Consider the following 18,509-nt stretch of genomic DNA (forward strand, 5'->3'; position numbering starts at 1 on the left):
GAAGCCGCCTCGTTTACGAGGGGGAGGAGTCACCGTCATTTCCGGAGAACGCATGTCCTTGGGCAGCAGCTCTGCCCGTCGACGCCTCGTGGCTGCCGGCCGTCACGGACTACGCGAAGGGCCGGCACAGCGGGGGAGCAGCGTCCGAACGCCTGCGAGACCTCTGGCTCGCCGGACAAGGGCGGCGTCGCCGTACCACAGCGCTCCCGGCCGCGCTCACAGGGCTCGATCATTCCGGCCGCCGACAGGACACGGCGACACGATGAGCCGTCGGGACGTGCACGGAAAGGGCCGCGAGGTCAGAATCGGGATGGAACGGACTCGCGGTCTCCCGGGAGGCCATGCCCGTAAGGCCAGAATTTCGCCGGCGGAAGGTGGACGGGCATGCAGCATTACGATCTTGTGGTTCTGGGGACGGGCAGCGGCAACATGCTGCTCGACGGGTTCGCTCATCTGCGCGTCGCCATCGTGGAACCGGACCGCTTCGGCGGCACATGTCTCAACCGGGGCTGCATCCCGAGCAAGATGTTCGTCGTCACCGCCGACGCGGTCGAGGGCGCGCGGGCGGCAGCGCGGCTCGGCGTCAATACGACCGTTGAGCCCATCGACTGGAAAGCCATCCGCGACCGGGTGTTCCACCATATCGATCCCCTGCACGACAGCGCGCTGAACTACCGCAGGGAAAACGGCGTCGACGTGTACACCGAAGAGGGCCGATTCGTCGCGCCGCGGGTGCTGCAGGTCGGAACCGAGCAGATCACCGCTGACACGTTCATCGTCGCGGTCGGGTCACGGCCTGTGGTGCCGGACATCCCTGGACTCGACACCGTGCCGTACCACACCTCGGACACCATCATGCGGATCGACGACGTGCCCGCATCCATGGCCGTCGTCGGTGGAGGTTTCATCGCGGCCGAGTTCAGCCATGTATTCGGTGCATTCGGCACGGATATCACGATCGTGCAGCGGGGGCCGCGCCTGCTGATGGCGGAGGACGAGCAGGTGTCGGCGCGGTTCACCGAACTCGTATCGCAGCGACATCGCGTACTTGTCGATGCTGCCGTCACCTCTGTCGAACGGGATGGTGACGGCGTCGCAGTCACCGTGACCTGTCCGGGGGGCGACCATGTCGTGCGGGCGGCGACGCTGCTGGTGTGTGTCGGCCGCCGCCCCAACAGCGACCGGCTGGACGCGGCCGCAGGCGGGCTGGAACTCGACGAACACGGCCACATCGTGACCGACAGCGCCTACCGCACCTCTGTACCGGGGGTCTGGGCGCTCGGCGACGTGGTGAACCACTTCCAGCTCAAGCACATGGCCAATGCCGAGTCGCGGCTCGTGCGGCACAACGTGCTCCATCCGCAGGACGTGCGCACGCTGGCCAACAAGGTCGCCCCGCATGCGGTCTTCACAAGCCCGCAGATCGCGAGTGTCGGACTGACCGAGCAGGAGGCGCGCCGTCGCAAGATCGAATACCTGGTGAGTGTCCGTGACTACGCAGAGACCGCATACGGGTGGGCTCTGGAGGACACCACCAGCTTCGTGAAAGTCCTGGCGAACCCTGTTGACCGTACGATCCTTGGCGCGCACATCATCGGCCCGCAGGCTGCGACGCTCATTCAGCCATTGATCCAGGCGATGACGCTGGGCCTGACGGTGGACCGGATCGGCCGGGACGTGCTGTATATCCACCCTGCATTGACCGAAGCTGTCGAACAGGCCCTGCTGGACCTGTAGTCGTACGGCGCAGGTTCGACGAGAGCGACGTGGGTCCGCCGTCGCACCAGTACACGCAAGGACATTCGCGCCGACCGCCGGGTCGTATGCGCAGATGCTCCCGCGGGAGTTGCATCGCACGTAGTCCCACGCCTGAGCGGAGCCGCGGTCCTTGACAGTCACCGGTCGCGGCCCGCCGGGCGCCGACGGTCCCGTGCCTGCGCGCGGCGCCCTCCGATTGTCCTGGGTGGGTATCCCCGGCTTCAGCCGGGGAGGATTCACCTGAGCGGCCTCCACCCGCGAGAGCCGCGAGCACTGGCCGAAAAAGCGCTCTCCGTTCTGGCACGGATCTGGCAGTAACCGGCGAGAACCGTTCGCGAGCGTCCGAGGCTGCCCGTCTTGATGCGGGGCGACGCTACAGCGTAGTCAGACACTCGGCCTGCCGGTCGAGCGCGCGGCCAGGCCGCTGCCGGCCGACACCCGGAAGCCGGCAGCGGTCTTCGCCGGCGAGGGTTCGGCTGAGGCGCTGGCCCAGAAGGACGTGCGCGGCAAGGCCATGAATGATGCGGCGCAGCGACACCATCGGAATCGAGGAGCGGGCGAAGGCCGCCGCGGCGGGCGCGCGGGCGCTCCTGGTCGTCCACGAAGGCACCGCGAGCCACCCGGGACAAGGGCTCCTCAGTGCGGTTCGGGTGGGTAGCCAAGGTGAGCAGGTCCGGGGGAGACCCTGAGCACGGGGAATTTTCAAAGAGTCTCATCACCCCGTTCCTGTGGCAGCGAGCGGGCGCTCAGCGCCGGGCGTGCGGTTGCCCTCGTGTGGGGGTGGCGGGACTGTGGGACACATGGCGAGTCGGTATCAAGGCGATGCGTTGCTGGTCGCTGGGCATCTGCAGATCCCCGTTCAGGCCGAGCTGATGGCCGGACCTGACGCTTGGCGCGGCAGTCTGCGCGGTGTCCCGACGAGCCGGATCTTTGACCTGCTCGACAGCGACGAGCTCCGGCTGTGCATGCCGAACGGCCAGGAGCGTCGAGTCCGCCAGGAGCCGGCCAGTCACGCTCACGAGAGTGAGTTCACGATCGTGCCGATCTCGGGCGAGGGCTGCCCGCCGTTCTAGGCGTTCTCCTGACCCGTTCCCCTTGCTGGTGTCCTGCGCCACCGAATCCTGACCGTTCGCCGTCCTCGGATCATGACCTTGACCCGGCCGTGGCCGACCGGCGTCACTGCCGTGGCCGACCGTGTTGAGGCGATTCCTCGAAGCGGCCGGTCCGAGGCACCCGCGGGCCGCGGAACGGGAGCGTCCGGCTGAGGACGAGGTTGGTGGTCGTGCTCCCGAACTGGGCCAGCTCGTCGACGATCTCCTCCAGGTGGCCCATCGAGGTGGTCGCCACTTTGAGGATGTAGCAGTCGTCCCCGGTGGTGCGCAGGCACTCCAGGATCTCCGGGCGCTCCTCAAGCAGACGGCGCAACGGTTCGTGCCGGGTCCCCGGCCCCGGGTATTTCAGCCGGACCACCGAGAGCACCCCGTACCCCGTCCGCTCCAGGTCCACCTCCGCCCGGTACCCCGTGATCACCTCGGCCGCCTCCAGCCGCCGCACCCGCTCCTTCGTCGCCGACGCGCTCAGGTTGACCCGCCGTGCCAGCTCCGTGAACGCGATCCGGCCCTCCCGCTGGACTTCGGCCAGGATCGCCCAGTCCGTCGCGTCAAGACTCTCGGTCATCCGCCCACAATACCGGCGGATCCACGGCCGAACCCCCTTTGGACAGGCGGGAAACCCTTCTGACGTCCGGTGCGCCCTGGCTAGGCTCGGCGGCGTGAAGATCGGAGTCAACGTCCTCAATTTCGGCCCCGGCAGCGACCCGGGAGTCCTTCGGAGCTGGGCCCGGACCGTGGAGGGCCTGGGCTTCGACCTGTTGATGGTCTCGGACCACATCGCCATCACGCCCGACGTCGCCGAGCGCTATCCGGCACCCTTCTACGAGCCCTTCACCACCCTGTCCTGGCTGGCCGGCCTCACCACCCGGGTCCGACTCGGCACGACGGTCCTCATCGCTCCCTACCGGCACCCGCTGCTCACCGCCCGGATGGCGGCCAACCTGGATGAGCTGAGCGGCGGCCGGCTGGTCCTGGGCGTGGGAGTGGGCTGGGCACGGCAGGAATTCGCCGCCCTCGGGGTCCCGTTCGAGCGGCGTGGACAACTGACCGACGAGCACCTGCGGGACATGCGGGCAGCGTGGGCGGACACCGCCTCCTACGGCGACCGGAGAATCCCCGTGTGGGTCGGCGGCAACAGCGACGCGGGGCTGCGCCGCGCCGTGCGGCTCGGGGACGCATGGCATCCTCTGCGCTGCACCATGCCGTGGCTGCGCGAAGCCGCGGTCAGGCTGAAGGCGTTCGCGGACGAGCAACGTCTGCCCGTGCCCGCCCTGGCCCCCCGGATCGCGCTCAGACTCACCGAGGCGCCGGTCGGCGGACCGGGCCGACTCGCCGGTGAGGGCACCATCGACCAGATCATGGATGACCTCGACCAGCTGCGGCTGCTGGGTGCCGAGGCCGTCGTCCTCGACCCGTACGACGGCGACCCCCGCGAGACCTGCCACCCGCAGGCGGCTTGGCAAGCACTCGACACGGTGGCCGCGCACCTGCACCCACCCCGCACCAGAACGGAGCAGTCATGACCACACCCGACGACCACGCCCTCCTCCGGCGGGCCATCGCGCTCGCGGCCCAGGCACGCGCGGCCGGCAACCCGCCGTTCGGCTCGCTGCTGTCGGGACCGGACGGAACGGTTGTGGCAGAGGAGCACAACACGACCCTCACCGACCAGGACATCACCGCGCACCCGGAACTGAAGCTGGCGAGGTGGGCCGCAAGAGAGCTGGACACGGCCACGGCGGCGGAAACCACGATGTACACCAGCTGCCAGCCGTGCGAGATGTGCGAGGCGGTCATCCAACAGGCGGGGCTACGGCGGGTGGTGTTCGCCCTGTCCAACCAACAGCTTCTGGACATCAGGCCGGGCAGCGGCCGGCCGCCCGTGCCGCAGGACGGCCCCGCGCTGCTCGACGAGGTGCGGGCCGTGGTCGAGGGCTACTACCGATGACCGTCCGGCACTGCGGCCGTCTCCCGGCTCCTCCTCTTGGCCTCGATGACCGCCGGCTCCTGCAACCGCCCGGTGCTGGGCCCCGGCCCTCCTCGGCCCGGATCCCAGGGCGCCGCCAGCACACGTAGTTCGAAGAGGACGCCGGGCCGGATGGCGGGCAGGGGTGCCGTCGGCGTCGGCCAGGTCGGCGAGGACGCGGCGGCGCCGCCGGTCGAGCGGCCCTGTGCTGACTCGCGCTGAAACTCCGCCGACCGCATCCGCACCCTCACCGCCGACACCAAGCCCACCCGCACCTCCCGCCTTGCACCCCACTCACCTGGAACGCCGCCCCGAGCACACCGGCCCGGCATCTCCGCAGCGCGCCGGCACGCCCTGCGCGAGACCTGGCCCCGCGGCCCGGTAGCTGCGCGGAGTCTTGCCGTAGCGGATGGCCGGGGCCCCGGCTCCTTCAACCCGGGGCCCCACGCGCGCACATGCCCCCGCTGGGCCGGGCGGGCCCGATCATGCCGCCTCGGGTGGGCTCGGCCCAGTGGCAGACCGCGAGGCGGGGGGTGGGCCACGCCCCTTGCGACATCGCATGGCGTCACATGATGTCGGGTGGCACCGCTTGGCACCATCCGGCGTCACCCGGTGCCACTCCGCGCTCCCGGAAGCGCATGAGCGTCCATGGCGCCACAATCACTCAGGTGGACGCCAGTATGTTTTCGCAGGTCAGAGTAGTTAAGTCGGCTGGCGCCCCACGGATATCGCCGCACTGCTTGCGCATGGAGCCATTGTGGTGCCACTATGGCGTCATGGACCTCACGCCGTATATCGACACCCTCCGCCGCGAACTTGCGGTGGCCGCCGAAGCCGGCGGCGACGAAGCCCGCGAGCTGGCAGAGAGGCTCACCGCTCCCCTGGAGTCGGCGACCCGGCTGACCATGCTCAATGTGCTCTCCGCCGCGATGGACGAGATCACCCGCGAACTCGCCCCCGGCTCGGTCGACGTACGGCTGCGCGGGCTCGACCCCGACTTCGTGGTGACACTGCCGCCCACCGACGGAGGCGCCCCCGCGGAGCCGGCCGAGCCCGTCGAACCACTCAAGACCCCGGTCCCGGCCGACGGCGACGAGGGCGGCACCGCCCGCGTCAACCTGCGTCTGCCGGCCCACCTCAAGGCCCGCGCCGAGGAGGTCGCCGGCCGCGAGGGCCTGTCGGTCAACGCGTGGCTGGTGCGCGCCGTGTCGGCCGCGGTCGACGGCGGCACCCGGCCGCGTACGACGGAGAAGACCCAGACCATCGGACAGAGCTTCACGGGCTGGGTGCGCTAGCCGCGCCCCCGCCCGCACCACTTCACCCACACCACGTCCCACCAGCGGGGACGTCCCAAAGACCCAAGAGGACGGGACAGCCATGCCTTCTTTCGACACCCCCGAACCGATCTCGGCCACGGCGCACGTGGAGGCCGGTTCCATCCAGTTCACCGCGGGCGACCGCCTCGACACCGTCGTCGAGGTGCAACCCCGCGACCCGAAGCGGGACCAGGACGTACGGGCGGCCGGCCAGACCGAGGTCACGTACACGAGCGGCGTACTGACGGTCAGGACACCCAAGTCCAATCTGTTCGGCCGCACCGGCACCGTCGACGTGACGGTCGAACTGCCCACGGGCTCGCGCATCGACACGACCGGCGCCTGGGTCCAGGTGCTCGGTGAGGGCCGGCTCGGCGAGGTCCGCGTGAAGACCTCGTCCGGCGACGTCCGCCTCGACACCACCGGCCCGCTGCAGCTGACCGCGTCGCACGGCTCGATCACCGTGGACCGGGTCGAGGGCATGGCCGAGATCACCACCAGCTCCGGCAGCCTGCGCGTCGGCCTCGTCGACGGCCCCGCCGTCCTGAAGAACTCGCACGGCACCACGACCGTCGGCGCCGCCACCGGCGAGCTGCGGGTGAGCGGAGCCAACGGCGACATCGAGATCCGGCGCGCCGAGGACTCGGTCACCGCCACCACCGCCCACGGCACCCTGCGCGTGGGCGACGTGGCCCGCGGCACCGTCCAGTTGGAGACCTCCTACGGCGCCATCGAGGTCGGCGTCCGCGAGGGCACGGCCGCCTGGCTCGACGTCAGCTCGGGCTCCGGCCAGGTGCGCAACACGCTCACCGCGTCCGAGACCCCGGAGAAGACCGAGGACACCGTCAAGGTCCGTGCCCGCACCCGGTACGGCAACATCGACGTCCGCCGCGCGAAGGTCTGAGCGCCTTCGCACCCCGCACCATCCTCGACTCACTCACTTCCCCTGCCACTTCATCCTTCGAACGGGAGGGTTCCATGCCTTCTTCTGTCATGCCCACATCCAGGCGGGGTGACGGTCACCCGTTGCCGGCCGCCGTCTCCACCGCCGGTCTGCGCAAGTCCTACGGCGACAAGACCGTCCTCGACGGCATCGATCTGCGCATCCCGGCCGGGTCCGTGTTCGCGCTGCTCGGGCCGAACGGCGCCGGCAAGACCACCGTCGTGAAGATCCTGTCCACGCTCATCACCGCCGACGGCGGGCAGGCCCAGGTCGCCGGCCACGACGTCGCCACGTCACCGGACGGGGTCCGGGCCGCGATCGGCGTCACCGGGCAGTTCTCCGCCGTCGACGGGCTGATCACCGGCGAGGAGAACATGCTCCTCATGGCGGACCTGCACCACCTGTCCAAGCGCGAGGGGCGGCGGGTCACCGCCGAACTGCTGGAGCGCTTCGACCTGGTGGAGGCCGCGAAGAAGCCCGCCTCCACCTACTCCGGCGGCATGAAGCGCCGCCTGGACATCGCCATGACCCTGGTCGGCGACCCGCGGATCATCTTCCTCGACGAACCCACCACCGGCCTCGACCCCCGCTCCCGCCACAACATGTGGCAGATCATCCGCGAGCTCGTCTCCGGCGGCGTCACCGTCTTCCTCACCACCCAGTACCTGGAAGAAGCCGACGAGCTCGCCGACCGCATCGCCGTACTCAACGACGGCAAGATCGCCGCCGAAGGCACCGCCGACGAGCTGAAGCGGCTGATCCCCGGCGGACACGTCCGGCTCCGCTTCACCGACCCGGCCGCCTACCAGAGCGCCGCCTCCGCACTGCGCGAAGTAACCCGCGACGACGAGGCACTGTCCCTGACCATCCCCAGCGGCGGCAGCCAGCGCGAGCTGCGCTCCATCCTCGACTGGCTGGACTCCGCCGGCATCGAGGCCGACGAACTGACCGTGCACACCCCCGACCTCGACGACGTGTTCTTCGCCCTGACCAGCTCCAGCGTCCCCGACCAGCCCAAGGAGACAGTCCGATGAGCGCCCTCTCCCTCGCCGTACGCGACTCGAACACGATGCTGCGGCGCAACCTGCTGCACGCCCGGCGCTACCCGTCCCTCACCCTGAACCTGCTGCTGACGCCGATCGTCCTGCTGCTGCTGTTCGTCTACGTCTTCGGCGACGTGATGAGCGCGGGCATCGGTGGTGGCGGCGCCGATCGCTCGCAGTACATCGCGTATCTCGTCCCGGGCATCCTGCTGATGACCGTTGGCGGCACCCTGGTCGGGACCGCGGTGTCCGTCTCCAACGACATGACCGAGGGCATCATCGCCCGCTTCCGCACGATGGCGATCCACCGCGGCTCCGTACTCATCGGACACGTCATCGGCAGCGTGCTGCAGGCGGTCATCAGCGTGGTTCTTGTCGGTGCCGTCGGCGTGGCCATCGGCTTCAGGTCCACGGACGCCACGGTCCTGGAGTGGATCGCGGCGTTCGGGCTGCTCGCGCTGTTCGCCCTGGCGTTCACCTGGATCGCGGTCGGGATGGGCATGGTCAGCCCGAGCGCCGAGGCGGCCAGCAACAACGCGCTGCCGCTGGTCTTCCTGCCGCTCATCTCCAGCGCCTTCGTCCCGGTCGACGCGATGCCGGGATGGTTCCAGCCGATCGCCGAGTACCAGCCGTTCACCCCGGCCATCGAGACCCTGCGCGGACTGCTCCTCGGCACCGAGATCGGCAACAACGGGTGGATCACCATGGTCTGGTGCCTGGGGCTGGCCGTGCTCGGCTACTTCTGGTGCAAGTCGCTGTTCAACCGCGACCCGAAGTAGCGGGAGCAGGACCGGGCAGCAGCCTTGCGGGCCACGGCCCCCAGCTCCGTCCCACTCCAGGGCGGCGTACTCCGGCACCGCGTCGGCGTACGCCGCCCCGTCCGCGTTCTTTGCCGCCTGCCGGGCCCACGCCGCCACGGTGCTGTGATCACCCAGGGCCTGATGCGCGCGTTCTCGGAGGGCCCCCGAGGTGATCACGTTTCCTCAGGTCGCCGTTGCTTCGTTCAACACCCGGTGGAGTTCCCGTTGCCGAAGGTCCAAGCCTCGATGTCGCGGTAGTGGATCGGTCCGCGGCTACGGCCGACGTTGCTGCCGACCAGGTGCAGACGCTCGGCGGGCCATCGGCGTCCGGTGAAGCCGGCGAACCCCTCGGCGATTTCTCCCGCCGAGGATCGATCTCCTCGGCGGGCACGGGCCAACGTCAGATGAGGGCGCAGGGGCCGATCCTCGAAGACGACCCCGCAGTTCTTGACGGCGGTACGCACATCGGCGGCGAGCAGCTGCAGCTCATCGAGGTCTCCGTCGATTCCGCTCCACAGCACCCGGTCGTCGAAGGTTCCGCTGCCGCGCAGTGCCAAACAGGGTGGTTGGTGGTCCGCTGCAAGGCTGGCGAGAGGCGGTCGCAGGAGCGGAACTGTCTCGGCCGGCAGCTCCCCGAGAAACGCCAGGGTGATGTGCCAGTCCTCGATGCGGTTCCACCGCATGTGAGGGTGTGTGTCATAGGCGGGGCGCAGCTCCCGGGCTAGTTCTTCTTTCGCGTGGTCGGGCGGGGCGAGGGCGATGAACACGCGAACGGTCGCGCGCTGAGTCTGATCGTTCACACCGGACTTCGTACCGCACCCGGGTGGTGGATGCGACGGCGCAGGTACTGCAGGAGAGACGCTCGCGGTGCCGAGGAAGCCGATGTCCTGCCGACCCCGAGGGCAACGAGTTCTGTCTCCTGCGCACGCAGCTGAAGCCCATCTGACGTCCCGCCACATCGAAACCGCGCGCTGTCGCGGACGGCCGCCGTGGTGGAACCCAATGATTGCCCGAGGACGCAGCCGGCTTCGTCTCGTCGCTGTGACGATCGAGACGGCTGTCTATCCGTGGTCCGGACTTGGCTGGGCGGTGTCGTTCGAGGTTGTTGCGGGTCTGGTGTGGAGGACTTCGCGGGCCTGTTCGGCGGCGCGGGTGATGCTTTCGCTGATGAAGTCGAGGAAGCGGGCGATGTTCTCCAGGCGGGTGGCGGCGGGGGTGTGGGGGCCGAGGACGGCGACGCCTTGGCGTGCGGTTTCGACGAGCTGGTCGTTGGCCCGGGCGCTGGCGATCGTCGCCTGGTAGAAGAGTTCGTCGTCGACGACGTAGCGGTCGCGGCGGCGTTCGTCGCGTTCTCGGCGGACGAGGCTCTGGCTCTCCAGGAAGGCGATCGCTTTGGAGATGGACGCCGGGCTGACCTGGAGGCGCTGGGCGAGCTGGGACGCGGTGAGGCTGCCCGCGTCGGTGGTGAACAGGCAGGTCAGCACCCGGGCCGCCATCTTCGACAGGCCCGAAGCCATGAGGACGGTGGTGAACGTCTCCTCGTACTCGGCCACGGCCTCGGCGTCGCGCCCGTGCGCCTGGGGGACTGACTCCGGACCCCGGGAGGAGGCGGGCCTGCGCCGGTGGGCGCGGCGTTCGGTGGCGCGGTGGGCCAGGTCGGCGCGGTAGGCGGTGGGGCCGCCGTTGCGCATCACCTCACGCGTGATCGTCGAGGTCGGACGGTCGAGGCGCCGGGCGATCTCGGCGTAGGGGAGGCTGTCGGCCAGCCCCAGCGCGATCTGCTGGCGTTCCTGCTGGGTGAGTCTGCCTCCCGGCATCGCGATCTCCTTGGTGATCCTCCGTGGCGGTCCCTGACCCCCCACTATAGCGTTCACTTCTCATCCATTGCAATGATCAGGGCAATCGTCGTTGCGTTACCCTCAAGGTCGTTGCAACAGTTTCCCGGTATCCACCTGCGTGAATGTCAATTCTATGCAACAGGTACGTTGTCGGATTCTTGAAAGCAACGTAGCGTTTCCAGTGTCAGAAACAACGAGCGAGCACGGGAGAACACGATGCAGAAGTTCGACACCCCCGCCCCGATCTCCGCCGTCCTGGACATCCCCGCCGGACGCATCCAGTTCATCGCCGCAGACCGCGCCGACACCACCGTCGAGGTCCTGCCCGCCACCCCCTCCAAGAGCCGCGACACCAAGACCGCCGAGCAGACAGCCGTCGCCTACGCCGACGGCGTCCTGCGGATCACGGCCCCGACCCCCGACAACCAGCTCTTCGGCCCCTCCGGATCCCTGGAGATCACCGTCCAGCTGCCCGCCGGCTCCCGCATCGAGGTCAAGACCGCCGGCGCCGAGCTCCGCGGCGTCGGACGCCTCGGCGACATCGCCTTCGAAGGCGCGTACCGCCAGATCAAGATCGACGAGGCCGCGAGCGTCCACCTCACCGCGATCGACGGCGACGTCGAGATCGGCCGGCTGGGCGGCCCCGCGGAGATCAGCACCGCAAGGGGCGACATCCGGATCACCGAGGCCGTACGCGGCACGGTCGTGCTCCGCACCCGGTCCGGCAACATTTCGGTCGCCGCCGCCGCCGGCGTCTCGGCCGCCCTGGACGCCGGCACCGACTACGGCCGCGTCAGCAACGCCCTCAAGAACGATGGCACCACCGAACTCGACATCCGCGCCACCACCTCCCGCGGCGACATCACCGCCCGCAGCCTCTGAAGAAGCAGAACCAGGACGATCCGGCAGGGCCCACCGCGATCGAGAACCCTCGGTCGTCGCCGAGAACACGGCCGTTTGTCCCAAGGTGCCCGCAATCCACGTACGGGGCCTGGAGAAGCCGTACAAGACGCTCTCACACGACCAGGGGGAACACATGACGAAGACAGCACTTCCTCGACCAGTTCGAAGTGGACCGGCATAGTGCCGGTTGACGATACGGCCCCTGATCTTGGCCAGTGCTCCGGCCCTCAGGACTCTGCTGAGGGATGCGTGATTCGGGCAGGGCTGGATCGTCGGTTCTCCACGATTGTTGTGGTCTTGAGTGGGAGGGCCGAGAGAGATGTCGCTGGAGCCACGGGCTGATCAGGGGGTGCCGGAGCCGACGGCCCGGGTGGTGCGGGCAGCGTTCCCGAAGGGAACGCTGCCGGTGCGGATCCGGGAGGCGTTGGGCCCGCTGTGTGAGGACGAGGCGTTCGCCAGGGCGTTCGCCGTCCGGGGACGTCCGGCTGTCTCGCCGGGGGCGTTGGCCTTGGTGTCGGTGTTGCACTGCGCGGAGGGGCTGACCGACCGGCAGGCCGCTGACCAGGTGCGGGCCCGGATGGATTGGAAGTTCCTGCTCGGCCTGGAGCTGTACGGTCCCGGGTTCGGAGCTTCCGTACTGAGCCTGTTCCGTTCCCGTCTCATCGAGCACGGACTGGAACAGGCGACGCTGGAGGTGGTGCTGGAACGCCTGCGCGGGCTGGACCTGCTGAAGGCCGGTGGCCGGCAGCGGACCGATTCCACGCATGTGTTCGTGGCGGTGCGGACGCTGAACCGGATGGAGTTCGTCGGTGAGACGCTGCGAGCCGCACTGGAGGTGGTGGCGGTCGCGGCCCAGGCATGGCTGTCCGGCCTGGTCACAGCCGAGTGGGCTGAGCGCTACGGGCCGCGCGTGGACAACTACCGCTTCCCCAAGGGCGAAGAGGTCCGTGAACAGTGGTCAGAGCAGGTCGGGCGGGACGGATTCGTCCTGCTGGAGGCAGCCTACGCCCCCACGGCTCCGGACCGGCTGCGCAAGATCGAAGCGGTGCAGGTGCTGCGGAATGCCTGGATCCACCGCGACGAGAAGGGGGTGTGCCGGCCGGAGGGAAAGGACGGGGTGGCGGTCAGACGGGACGCTGCTGGTTTTCGATGTACTGCTTTACGACGGTCAGGGGTGCCCCGTCGCATGATCCTGCGAAGTAGGAGCCGGACCAGAAGTGTCCGCCCCACAGGTACCGGCGGACGTGGCTGTCGTACTCCTGGCGGAGCCTGCGGGAGCTGACGCCTTTGAGGGAGTTGACCAGCTTGGAGAGCTGGACCTTGGGCGGGTAGTGCACGAGCAGGTGGACGTGGTCCTGTTCGCCGTTGAACTGTTTAAGCTCGGCCTCGAAGTCGGCGCAGACCTCCCGCATGATCTCTTCGGTGCGGGTCAGCATGGCGTCGGTGAACGCCTTCTGCCGGTACTTCGTGAGAAAAACCAAGTGAACGTGCAGGTTGTAGACGACGTGACGTCCGGTGCGTACGTCGGGATTGGGTTTCCAGCGCGGTGACATAGACCAATGCTATGCTCTCGGTTGTGAGTCAAGGCACCCTGGTAAAGCGGCAGTTCGGGCACCGTGCCCGGCTTTCGCTGTCTCCTGCTGGGATTCGCACGGCGGATGATCAGGCGCACGCGGCCCGCACGATGTGGAATCTTCTCCACGCGTGGTGGCGGATGATGCCGAAGGAGAGGCGGACGCTCGCGAACGCGGATGAAGCGATCCGTCAGGCACGTAAGGACATTGACTTCCTCGCCGTGCTGCCGGCCCAGGCCGCGCAGGCCGTGCTGAAGACGTACTTCCAGGCGTGGAAGAACTGCTGGGAGGGTCGCGCCGACGCCCCGAACTTCAAGGGCCGCTTCCGCACGGTGATGTCGGTGGACATCCCGCAGGGCCGGGACCTGAACGTCGTCCGTGTGCACCGCCGCTGGGGCGTGGTCAGCATTCCCAAGGTGGGCCGGGTCCGCTTCCGGTGGACCCGAGACCTTCCGGTCGGCAAGCGTGCAGGCGCGGAGAACCGGATCACCGGGGCACGGCTGGTCAAGGACGCGCTCGGCTGGCACATCGCCTTCCGTGTTCAGACCTTGGAGGTCAGGCCCGAGCCTCACCGGGGGCCGGACGTCGGCATCGACGTGGGTGTCACCGTGCCGCTGGCCCTCTCGGACGGCGAAACGTACGAGCACGGCGAATGGCTGACCGGCAAGGAGAAGGCCAGGCTTCTGCACCTGGAGCAGCGCGCCGCGCAGCGTAAGCGGCACCGCAAGCCCGGCGAGCGCACCAGCCGCCGGCTGCACCGCACCTACGACCAGATCGCAGGACTGCGCGCGAAAGCCAAGCGCCGGGCCCTGGACTGGCAGCACCAGACGACCACCGTCATCGCTAAGCGGTACGGCACCGTAGTGGTCGAAGCACTCACCATCACGAACATGGTCAAGTCGGCCAGGGGAACCATCGAGGAGCCGGGGAGGAACGTTGCCCAGAAGTCTGGGCTGAACCGCTCCATCAGCGGGGAGGCATGGGGCCGGACGGTCACCATGCTGACGTACAAGTCCGCCCAGCTCGGCGGCACCCTGCACAAGGTCCCCGCCCCCGGCACCTCCCAACGCTGCTCAGCGTGCGGCTTCACCACGCCCGGCAACCGGGAGGACCAGGCCGTGTTCGTGTGCAAGAACCCGGACTGCGGCTGGTCGGGCAACGCCGACCACAACGCAGCCCGGAACATCTTGCACCTGTACCGCATGGGCCTCGCGCTCATCCCGGCTGCCGGGAGGGCAGTCGTCAGGCGCGCGAAGCGCGTCAAGCCCGCTGCCGCAAGGTAAGCAGGAATCTCCCGGCTTCAGCCAGGAGAGCACTTCAACTCAACGGCCAGTTCGCTACTCAGGGGTACTGCTACTCAGGGGTACTGGCGGCGGGGCATCACTGAACTGGGGACAGGGCGGCGGCACATCACCTACGACGAGCGGGCCCGCGGCAAATCGAAGCGTTCGGCGGACTATTCCTTCGAGGCAGCCGTCCGGGACGTCGATGCCGTTCTCGCGGCCAGGGGCGTGGACCGGGCGCTGCTAGTGGGCTGGTCCTACGGGGTGTTCGTCGGGGCGCACTGGGCCGGCCGGAATCCGGAGCGTGCCCTGGGCGCGGTCCTGGCGCGTTCCCGTACGACTGGCTCGACGAGGCCATGGAGCAGCGGATCCGGAAGCTGTTCCGGCGGATGAGCTGGTTCCTGCCGCTGCTGCGCCCGACGGGCCTGGCCCCGCGGATGACCGCCGAACAGCAACATCGAGCTCGGCTAACTCTCCCGCGAGCGTGAGCTGGGCCCCGTGCTGGACAACATCACCGTCCCAGTGCGGTATGTGGTCGCTTCGGGGACGTCCTTGGGGAGCCGCGGTGATGAGCAGGAACGGATACGCACCAGCCTCGATGCGGTGACCGCCCACCACCCGAACATCCAGATCGGCGCGAAGGTCGCCAGCAACTACGGTGCGATCCTCAAGAAGGACTTCCAGGCCATCGCCGAGGCCGTACGCGAGGTTGCCGCCCTCGACCGCGGGGGGCGCTGAAGGTACGACCGGCGGACTGCCGGCATCCGGGCCGTCGGGCGGCGTTTCACCGAACCGCAGCGGCGGAGTGGCCGAGCAGAAGGCAGCGTGGGCAGGCTGTGCTGGGCGCAGCTGCTCGTACGCGGCGACCTGCGCGGTTCGCGGTGTCACGGCCGTTCCACTTTCCGGCAGGCCGTTACGAATGAGCCACGACCTCGCCGGCCGTGACCTGGGGAGGGCTGGGGAGCAGGGAGGCGAGGCGGTCCCGTACGAAATCCGCCGCCCGATCGGTCGACTCCTCGGCGCCGGACGGGTCCTGGAAGACACTCGTCGAGACCATCACCCCGCCCCCGGCATCGACCCAGTAATAGGCCACGAAACCTTGGACCTGGCGGAGGAGCGGCAGGAACCCCTCGTTCACCTGGCGCCCCGCCTCGGCCGGATCGGTCACCCCTTCGTACCGCCGAACCACTGCATACATGGCTGATCTCCTGACTGGATCGCTGGGCCGCCTTCTGCGGAGACGGCATACCCGCCGCAGGACGTGCAGTGTGCGCGAGACGTGCCGCAATCACCGGAAGGACCCTCAGCGGTGATCCGAATGGCGGCTTTTGGCACTGCTCCGGTGCCCGCTCCGCCGAACGACGGCCGGACGCCGGCATGCGACCGCATGCGATACAGGGCCTGTGGCGGGATGTGTTCATGGAGTGGTTCCCGTCGAACCCGTACCGCAGCCGCCCCGGCCACCTGTCGCTGGACAGGACCGAAGCGGACGTCACCTGCCTCGGCCGGCATCGCCGCAGCCCGCTCACCGGCGTCGACGGCTTCGTCGAAGCAGGCATTTCGCGTAGGTCGTTGCCCGACGACGGGTGGGCCCGTGACCTGCCACGCTTCGAAAGACGGATCGGATGAGCAAGTCAGGTGGTGGCCTGTGTCGAAAACGAGACGCAGGGTGCCGGACTTGAACGCGACCACCGACAGGACACTCGCTCCGAAGAGAGCAAGGGCCGCGGCCACGTCCTGTGACTGCGGATTCAGGAGTACGGACGGGCTGGCATGCACTGTCCCGTACGAGAGCCTGACTGGCGCTTCCAATGCGATTTCCCAGTCCGAGCCGACGACCAGCACGAGCCTGAAGTCCACACTGATCTTGGTCACGCTCATCCCGCGAAGGCTTAGGACCCACCGGTCGTCGTGTTCGACGGGACTCTCTTCAGTGCTCACTACTGCACCTTGGCCGATTCGACGGTCGAGAGCCATGGGATCCCTCCCATGCGCGGGGTGGGACGTGAGCCGCGCCAGGGCGGCGTGGCGCGCCCAGGTTCGATGAGACAGAGCCCGAACGACTCGGTTCGTTGAGGAAACGACTCGATTGAGTGAGACGAGACAACGAGTCCCGCGACGGCCAGCCGCTGCTCCGTGACCATCTCGTTTTGTCGGTCAAGGTCCGCCGCACCGACGGCCAGTGGGGCACGCGCGCACGCTCCGCACCCGCACCCTGCTTGAGTACACCGTCGCGCTGTCCGAGCTGTACAACCAGTGCGTCCTCGAAGAGATCTGCACCGACCTGAACCTCGCCACCACACCATCTGGGTACTGGCGACCTGGCCCAGCCCACCACCGGCCGGCACCACGAACACGCCCTGGGAGCACCGGTGGGTTCGTTCCGACAGGCCGTCACAACTGTTCGGCGTCGAAGATCGTCCTTGAGTCCAGGATTCCGTCGGCGTTGTCCTCTGCCCACCTGGCCAGAGCTTGGACAATTTTCAGCAAGCTGAGCCCGCGCGGGGTGAGGGCGTAGTCGACGCGTGGGGGCTTGGTGTTGTGGACGGTCCTCGTTACGAGCCCGTCGCGCTCCAGCCTGCGCAATGTGGCGCTGAGCATCCGCTGGGTGATGGGACTGCTGAGGCGGCGCAGTTCGTTGAACCCACGTGTGGTGTCGGCGAGCTTGCAGATCACGACTACGGACCACTTGTCGCCGATCCGTTCCAGCACGTCGCGGATGAGGTCGCGTCCTTGTTCGCACAGAGCGGGGTCTGTGTCGCCGGGATCCGTGAGCGACTGCGTCATAGCAGTAAGTATACGAGCGAAACCGGGTACCGCCGGGGAACCAGGTACGCGTCACGCCGGACCTCGCTCGGGGTGGTTCCCCCCGGGATACCTGCGCACTTCGAAGTGCCCTCTTGTCGCTTTTCGTGTGGTTCGCGAGACTCGATACCAGGTACGGAAGACGTACAAGGTATTCATTGGTTACTGCTCTAGGGGTCGTGACGTGCAAGCCGTTGGACTGTACGAGTTCGGCGAACCGGACGTACTGCAGGTTGTCGATCTACCGGATCCGCACCCCGGGCCCGGTGAGGTCCGTGTGCGCGTTCACGCAGCCGCGGTGAATCCGGCGGACGCACTGCTGCGAGCAGGTGCGCATGCGGAAAGACTCCGGGAGTTTCCGGGCCCGTATGTTCCCGGGATGGACATCGCGGGCGTGGTCGACGAGGTCGGCCCGGCGACCGGGACCGAACTTCGCGTGGGCGACCCGGTCATGGCGATGCTCATGCCCCTGGGGACTGCCGCCGGCGGCTACGCCGAGTACAGGGTACTGCCGGCCAGTTGGGTGGTTCGTGCACCAGCGGGCTTTGACCACGCGAGTGCGGCAACCCTGCCCATGAACGGACTCACCGCACTGCGGACGCTCGACCTGCTGGCCCTCCCGGCGGGATCGGTCCTCGCCGTCGTCGGGGCTGCCGGGACGCTCGGTAGCTATCTGGTGCAGCTGGCCAAGCACGCGGGACTCACCGTGATAGCCGATGCAGCACCCGCCGATGAGGAACTGGTCCGCGGATTCGGCGCGGACGAGATCGTGGCCAGAGGACCCAACGTCGCCGAACATCTCCGCGCCCGGTATCCCGACGGCGTGGACGCGGTCGCCGATGTCGCGCTGCTCGGTCAACGACTGTCCGAAACCGTCCGCGACGGCGGCACCTTCGTCCGCTTCCGCAGTGCCGAGGAACCCGGCGGCTACGAGCTCGAGAACAGCGGCAGGATCACCGTGCGGACGACGTTTGTCCCCGACTACTTCGGACGCACGGACAAACTGAACCAGATCCGGGAACTCGCCGAGACGGCCGTCCTCATCCCACGGGTCGCGCAGACCTATTCCCCTGTTGAGGCCGGTGACGCGCACCGCCGGATGGCGGCCGGCGGCGTCCGCGGCCGCCTCGTCGTCACCTTCTGAATCCCACCCAACTCCAAGAAAAAC

19 protein-coding genes and 3 pseudogenes are annotated in these 18,509 nt (G+C 68.5%); 15 read left to right on the forward strand and 7 right to left on the reverse strand.

Annotated elements, in window-relative coordinates:
• Window positions 1–384: 384 nt before the first annotated feature.
• Both OHA88_RS42625 and OHA88_RS42630 read left to right on the forward strand, forming a co-directional pair.
• Window positions 385–1,737, forward strand: a complete 1,353-nt coding sequence (locus OHA88_RS42625; RefSeq protein ID WP_328623891.1) for a mycothione reductase — start codon at window positions 385–387, stop codon at window positions 1,735–1,737.
• 821 nt (window positions 1,738–2,558) lie between these two features.
• Window positions 2,559–2,831 carry a hypothetical protein gene (locus tag OHA88_RS42630; protein ID WP_267007449.1) on the forward strand — a complete coding sequence of 91 codons (273 nt, stop codon included), beginning with the start codon at window positions 2,559–2,561 and terminating at the stop codon, window positions 2,829–2,831.
• A gap of 103 nt (window positions 2,832–2,934) precedes the next feature.
• Here the strand turns inward: OHA88_RS42630 and OHA88_RS42635 are convergent, their stop codons facing one another.
• Entirely contained in the window at window positions 2,935–3,435 is a 501-nt protein-coding gene (locus OHA88_RS42635) for an Lrp/AsnC family transcriptional regulator (RefSeq protein ID WP_328623890.1), read from the reverse strand.
• A 94-nt stretch (window positions 3,436–3,529) separates the two neighbouring features.
• Here OHA88_RS42635 and OHA88_RS42640 point away from each other — a divergent pair, with 94 nt between their 5' ends.
• The 6 genes from OHA88_RS42640 to OHA88_RS42665 all read left to right on the forward strand — a co-directional run bounded on the left by OHA88_RS42640 (window position 3,530) and on the right by OHA88_RS42665 (window position 8,917).
• A complete protein-coding gene (locus OHA88_RS42640) occupies window positions 3,530–4,393 on the forward strand; it encodes an LLM class flavin-dependent oxidoreductase (RefSeq protein ID WP_328623889.1) in 864 nt (287 codons plus the stop codon).
• Window positions 4,390–4,818, forward strand: coding sequence for a nucleoside deaminase (locus tag OHA88_RS42645; protein ID WP_328623888.1), 429 nt, complete (start codon window positions 4,390–4,392; stop codon window positions 4,816–4,818). The genes OHA88_RS42640 and OHA88_RS42645 overlap by 4 nt, the downstream gene beginning before the upstream one ends.
• A 794-nt stretch (window positions 4,819–5,612) precedes the next feature.
• Complete coding sequence (locus OHA88_RS42650) at window positions 5,613–6,131, forward strand: hypothetical protein (protein ID WP_328623887.1); 519 nt, start codon at window positions 5,613–5,615, stop codon at window positions 6,129–6,131.
• Window positions 6,132–6,213: 82 nt separating this feature from the next.
• Entirely contained in the window at window positions 6,214–7,056 is an 843-nt protein-coding gene (locus OHA88_RS42655) for a DUF4097 family beta strand repeat-containing protein (RefSeq protein ID WP_328623886.1), read from the forward strand.
• A gap of 74 nt (window positions 7,057–7,130) precedes the next feature.
• Entirely contained in the window at window positions 7,131–8,129 is a 999-nt protein-coding gene (locus OHA88_RS42660; protein WP_328623885.1) for an ATP-binding cassette domain-containing protein, read from the forward strand.
• A complete protein-coding gene (locus OHA88_RS42665; RefSeq protein WP_328623884.1) occupies window positions 8,126–8,917 on the forward strand; it encodes an ABC transporter permease in 792 nt (263 codons plus the stop codon). The genes OHA88_RS42660 and OHA88_RS42665 overlap by 4 nt, the downstream gene beginning before the upstream one ends.
• A gap of 224 nt (window positions 8,918–9,141) precedes the next feature.
• On the opposite strand, the gene thpR is transcribed toward OHA88_RS42665, so the two are convergent.
• Complete coding sequence (thpR, locus tag OHA88_RS42670; protein WP_328623883.1) at window positions 9,142–9,738, reverse strand: RNA 2',3'-cyclic phosphodiesterase; 597 nt, start codon at window positions 9,736–9,738, stop codon at window positions 9,142–9,144.
• A 261-nt stretch (window positions 9,739–9,999) separates the two neighbouring features.
• Window positions 10,000–10,755 carry a helix-turn-helix domain-containing protein gene (locus tag OHA88_RS44780; protein ID WP_425898578.1) on the reverse strand — a complete coding sequence of 252 codons (756 nt, stop codon included), beginning with the start codon at window positions 10,753–10,755 and terminating at the stop codon, window positions 10,000–10,002.
• 237 nt (window positions 10,756–10,992) lie between these two features.
• Here OHA88_RS44780 and OHA88_RS42685 point away from each other — a divergent pair, with 237 nt between their 5' ends.
• Together OHA88_RS42685 and OHA88_RS42690 are read left to right on the forward strand one after the other, a co-directional pair.
• Window positions 10,993–11,658 carry a DUF4097 family beta strand repeat-containing protein gene (locus tag OHA88_RS42685; protein WP_328623882.1) on the forward strand — a complete coding sequence of 222 codons (666 nt, stop codon included), beginning with the start codon at window positions 10,993–10,995 and terminating at the stop codon, window positions 11,656–11,658.
• A 340-nt stretch (window positions 11,659–11,998) separates the two neighbouring features.
• Window positions 11,999–12,349, forward strand: a pseudogene (locus tag OHA88_RS42690) (transposase); the annotation flags it as partial.
• Window positions 12,350–12,803: 454 nt separating this feature from the next.
• Here the strand turns inward: OHA88_RS42690 and tnpA are convergent.
• On the reverse strand, window positions 12,804–13,232 hold the full coding sequence (tnpA, locus tag OHA88_RS42695; RefSeq protein ID WP_328623881.1) for an IS200/IS605 family transposase: 429 nt from the start codon (window positions 13,230–13,232) through the stop codon (window positions 12,804–12,806).
• A 23-nt stretch (window positions 13,233–13,255) separates the two neighbouring features.
• Here tnpA and OHA88_RS42700 point away from each other — a divergent pair, with 23 nt between their 5' ends.
• The 3 genes from OHA88_RS42700 (at window position 13,256) to OHA88_RS42710 (ending at window position 15,274) form a co-directional block, all read left to right on the forward strand.
• On the forward strand, window positions 13,256–14,536 hold the full coding sequence (locus OHA88_RS42700) for an RNA-guided endonuclease InsQ/TnpB family protein (protein ID WP_443044148.1): 1,281 nt from the start codon (window positions 13,256–13,258) through the stop codon (window positions 14,534–14,536).
• A 6-nt stretch (window positions 14,537–14,542) separates the two neighbouring features.
• Window positions 14,543–14,929: an alpha/beta fold hydrolase gene (locus tag OHA88_RS42705; protein ID WP_328629554.1), complete on the forward strand. Its 387-nt coding sequence runs from the start codon at window positions 14,543–14,545 to the stop codon at window positions 14,927–14,929.
• Between the two features lie 105 nt (window positions 14,930–15,034).
• Window positions 15,035–15,274, forward strand: coding sequence for a hypothetical protein (locus OHA88_RS42710; protein ID WP_328623879.1), 240 nt, complete (start codon window positions 15,035–15,037; stop codon window positions 15,272–15,274).
• Between the two features lie 175 nt (window positions 15,275–15,449).
• Here the strand turns inward: OHA88_RS42710 and OHA88_RS42715 are convergent, their stop codons facing one another.
• The gene (locus tag OHA88_RS42715) at window positions 15,450–15,734 is read right to left on the reverse strand and encodes a hypothetical protein (protein ID WP_327238948.1); all 285 of its coding nucleotides are present in this window, start codon (window positions 15,732–15,734) and stop codon (window positions 15,450–15,452) included.
• A 173-nt stretch (window positions 15,735–15,907) separates the two neighbouring features.
• Between OHA88_RS42715 and OHA88_RS42720 the strand changes: the two are divergent.
• Window positions 15,908–16,027: pseudogene (locus OHA88_RS42720) on the forward strand (AraC family transcriptional regulator); the annotation flags it as partial.
• Window positions 16,028–16,183: 156 nt separating this feature from the next.
• Here the strand turns inward: OHA88_RS42720 and OHA88_RS44785 are convergent.
• Window positions 16,184–16,513 (reverse strand): annotated as a pseudogene (locus tag OHA88_RS44785) (DUF6188 family protein); the annotation flags it as partial.
• A 417-nt stretch (window positions 16,514–16,930) separates the two neighbouring features.
• A complete protein-coding gene (locus tag OHA88_RS42725) occupies window positions 16,931–17,323 on the reverse strand; it encodes a winged helix-turn-helix transcriptional regulator (RefSeq protein ID WP_326601045.1) in 393 nt (130 codons plus the stop codon).
• Window positions 17,324–17,525: 202 nt separating this feature from the next.
• Here OHA88_RS42725 and OHA88_RS42730 point away from each other — a divergent pair, with 202 nt between their 5' ends.
• Window positions 17,526–18,485: an NADP-dependent oxidoreductase gene (locus tag OHA88_RS42730; RefSeq protein WP_328623878.1), complete on the forward strand. Its 960-nt coding sequence runs from the start codon at window positions 17,526–17,528 to the stop codon at window positions 18,483–18,485.
• Window positions 18,486–18,509 lie beyond the last annotated feature (24 nt).

The organism is Streptomyces sp. NBC_00353 (assembly GCF_036108815.1).
In the GTDB taxonomy this organism is placed as follows: Bacteria; Actinomycetota; Actinomycetes; order Streptomycetales; family Streptomycetaceae; genus Streptomyces.

Bases quoted from the DNA above. Each gene is read 5' to 3' on its own strand.
- OHA88_RS42635 (WP_328623890.1), bottom strand. From the start codon at position 3,435: ATGACCGAGAGTCTTGACGCGACGGACTGGGCGATCCTGGCCGAAGTC.
- OHA88_RS42625 (WP_328623891.1), top strand. From the start codon at position 385: ATGCAGCATTACGATCTTGTGGTTCTGGGGACGGGCAGCGGCAACATG.
- OHA88_RS42715 (WP_327238948.1), bottom strand. From the start codon at position 15,734: ATGTATGCAGTGGTTCGGCGGTACGAAGGGGTGACCGATCCGGCCGAG.
- OHA88_RS42660 (WP_328623885.1), top strand. From the start codon at position 7,131: ATGCCTTCTTCTGTCATGCCCACATCCAGGCGGGGTGACGGTCACCCG.
- OHA88_RS42650 (WP_328623887.1), top strand. From the start codon at position 5,613: ATGGACCTCACGCCGTATATCGACACCCTCCGCCGCGAACTTGCGGTG.
- OHA88_RS42725 (WP_326601045.1), bottom strand. From the start codon at position 17,323: ATGACGCAGTCGCTCACGGATCCCGGCGACACAGACCCCGCTCTGTGC.
- OHA88_RS42645 (WP_328623888.1), top strand. From the start codon at position 4,390: ATGACCACACCCGACGACCACGCCCTCCTCCGGCGGGCCATCGCGCTC.
- OHA88_RS42655 (WP_328623886.1), top strand. From the start codon at position 6,214: ATGCCTTCTTTCGACACCCCCGAACCGATCTCGGCCACGGCGCACGTG.
- OHA88_RS42665 (WP_328623884.1), top strand. From the start codon at position 8,126: ATGAGCGCCCTCTCCCTCGCCGTACGCGACTCGAACACGATGCTGCGG.
- tnpA (WP_328623881.1), bottom strand. From the start codon at position 13,232: ATGTCACCGCGCTGGAAACCCAATCCCGACGTACGCACCGGACGTCAC.
- OHA88_RS44780 (WP_425898578.1), bottom strand. From the start codon at position 10,755: ATGCCGGGAGGCAGACTCACCCAGCAGGAACGCCAGCAGATCGCGCTG.
- OHA88_RS42630 (WP_267007449.1), top strand. From the start codon at position 2,559: ATGGCGAGTCGGTATCAAGGCGATGCGTTGCTGGTCGCTGGGCATCTG.
- OHA88_RS42685 (WP_328623882.1), top strand. From the start codon at position 10,993: ATGCAGAAGTTCGACACCCCCGCCCCGATCTCCGCCGTCCTGGACATC.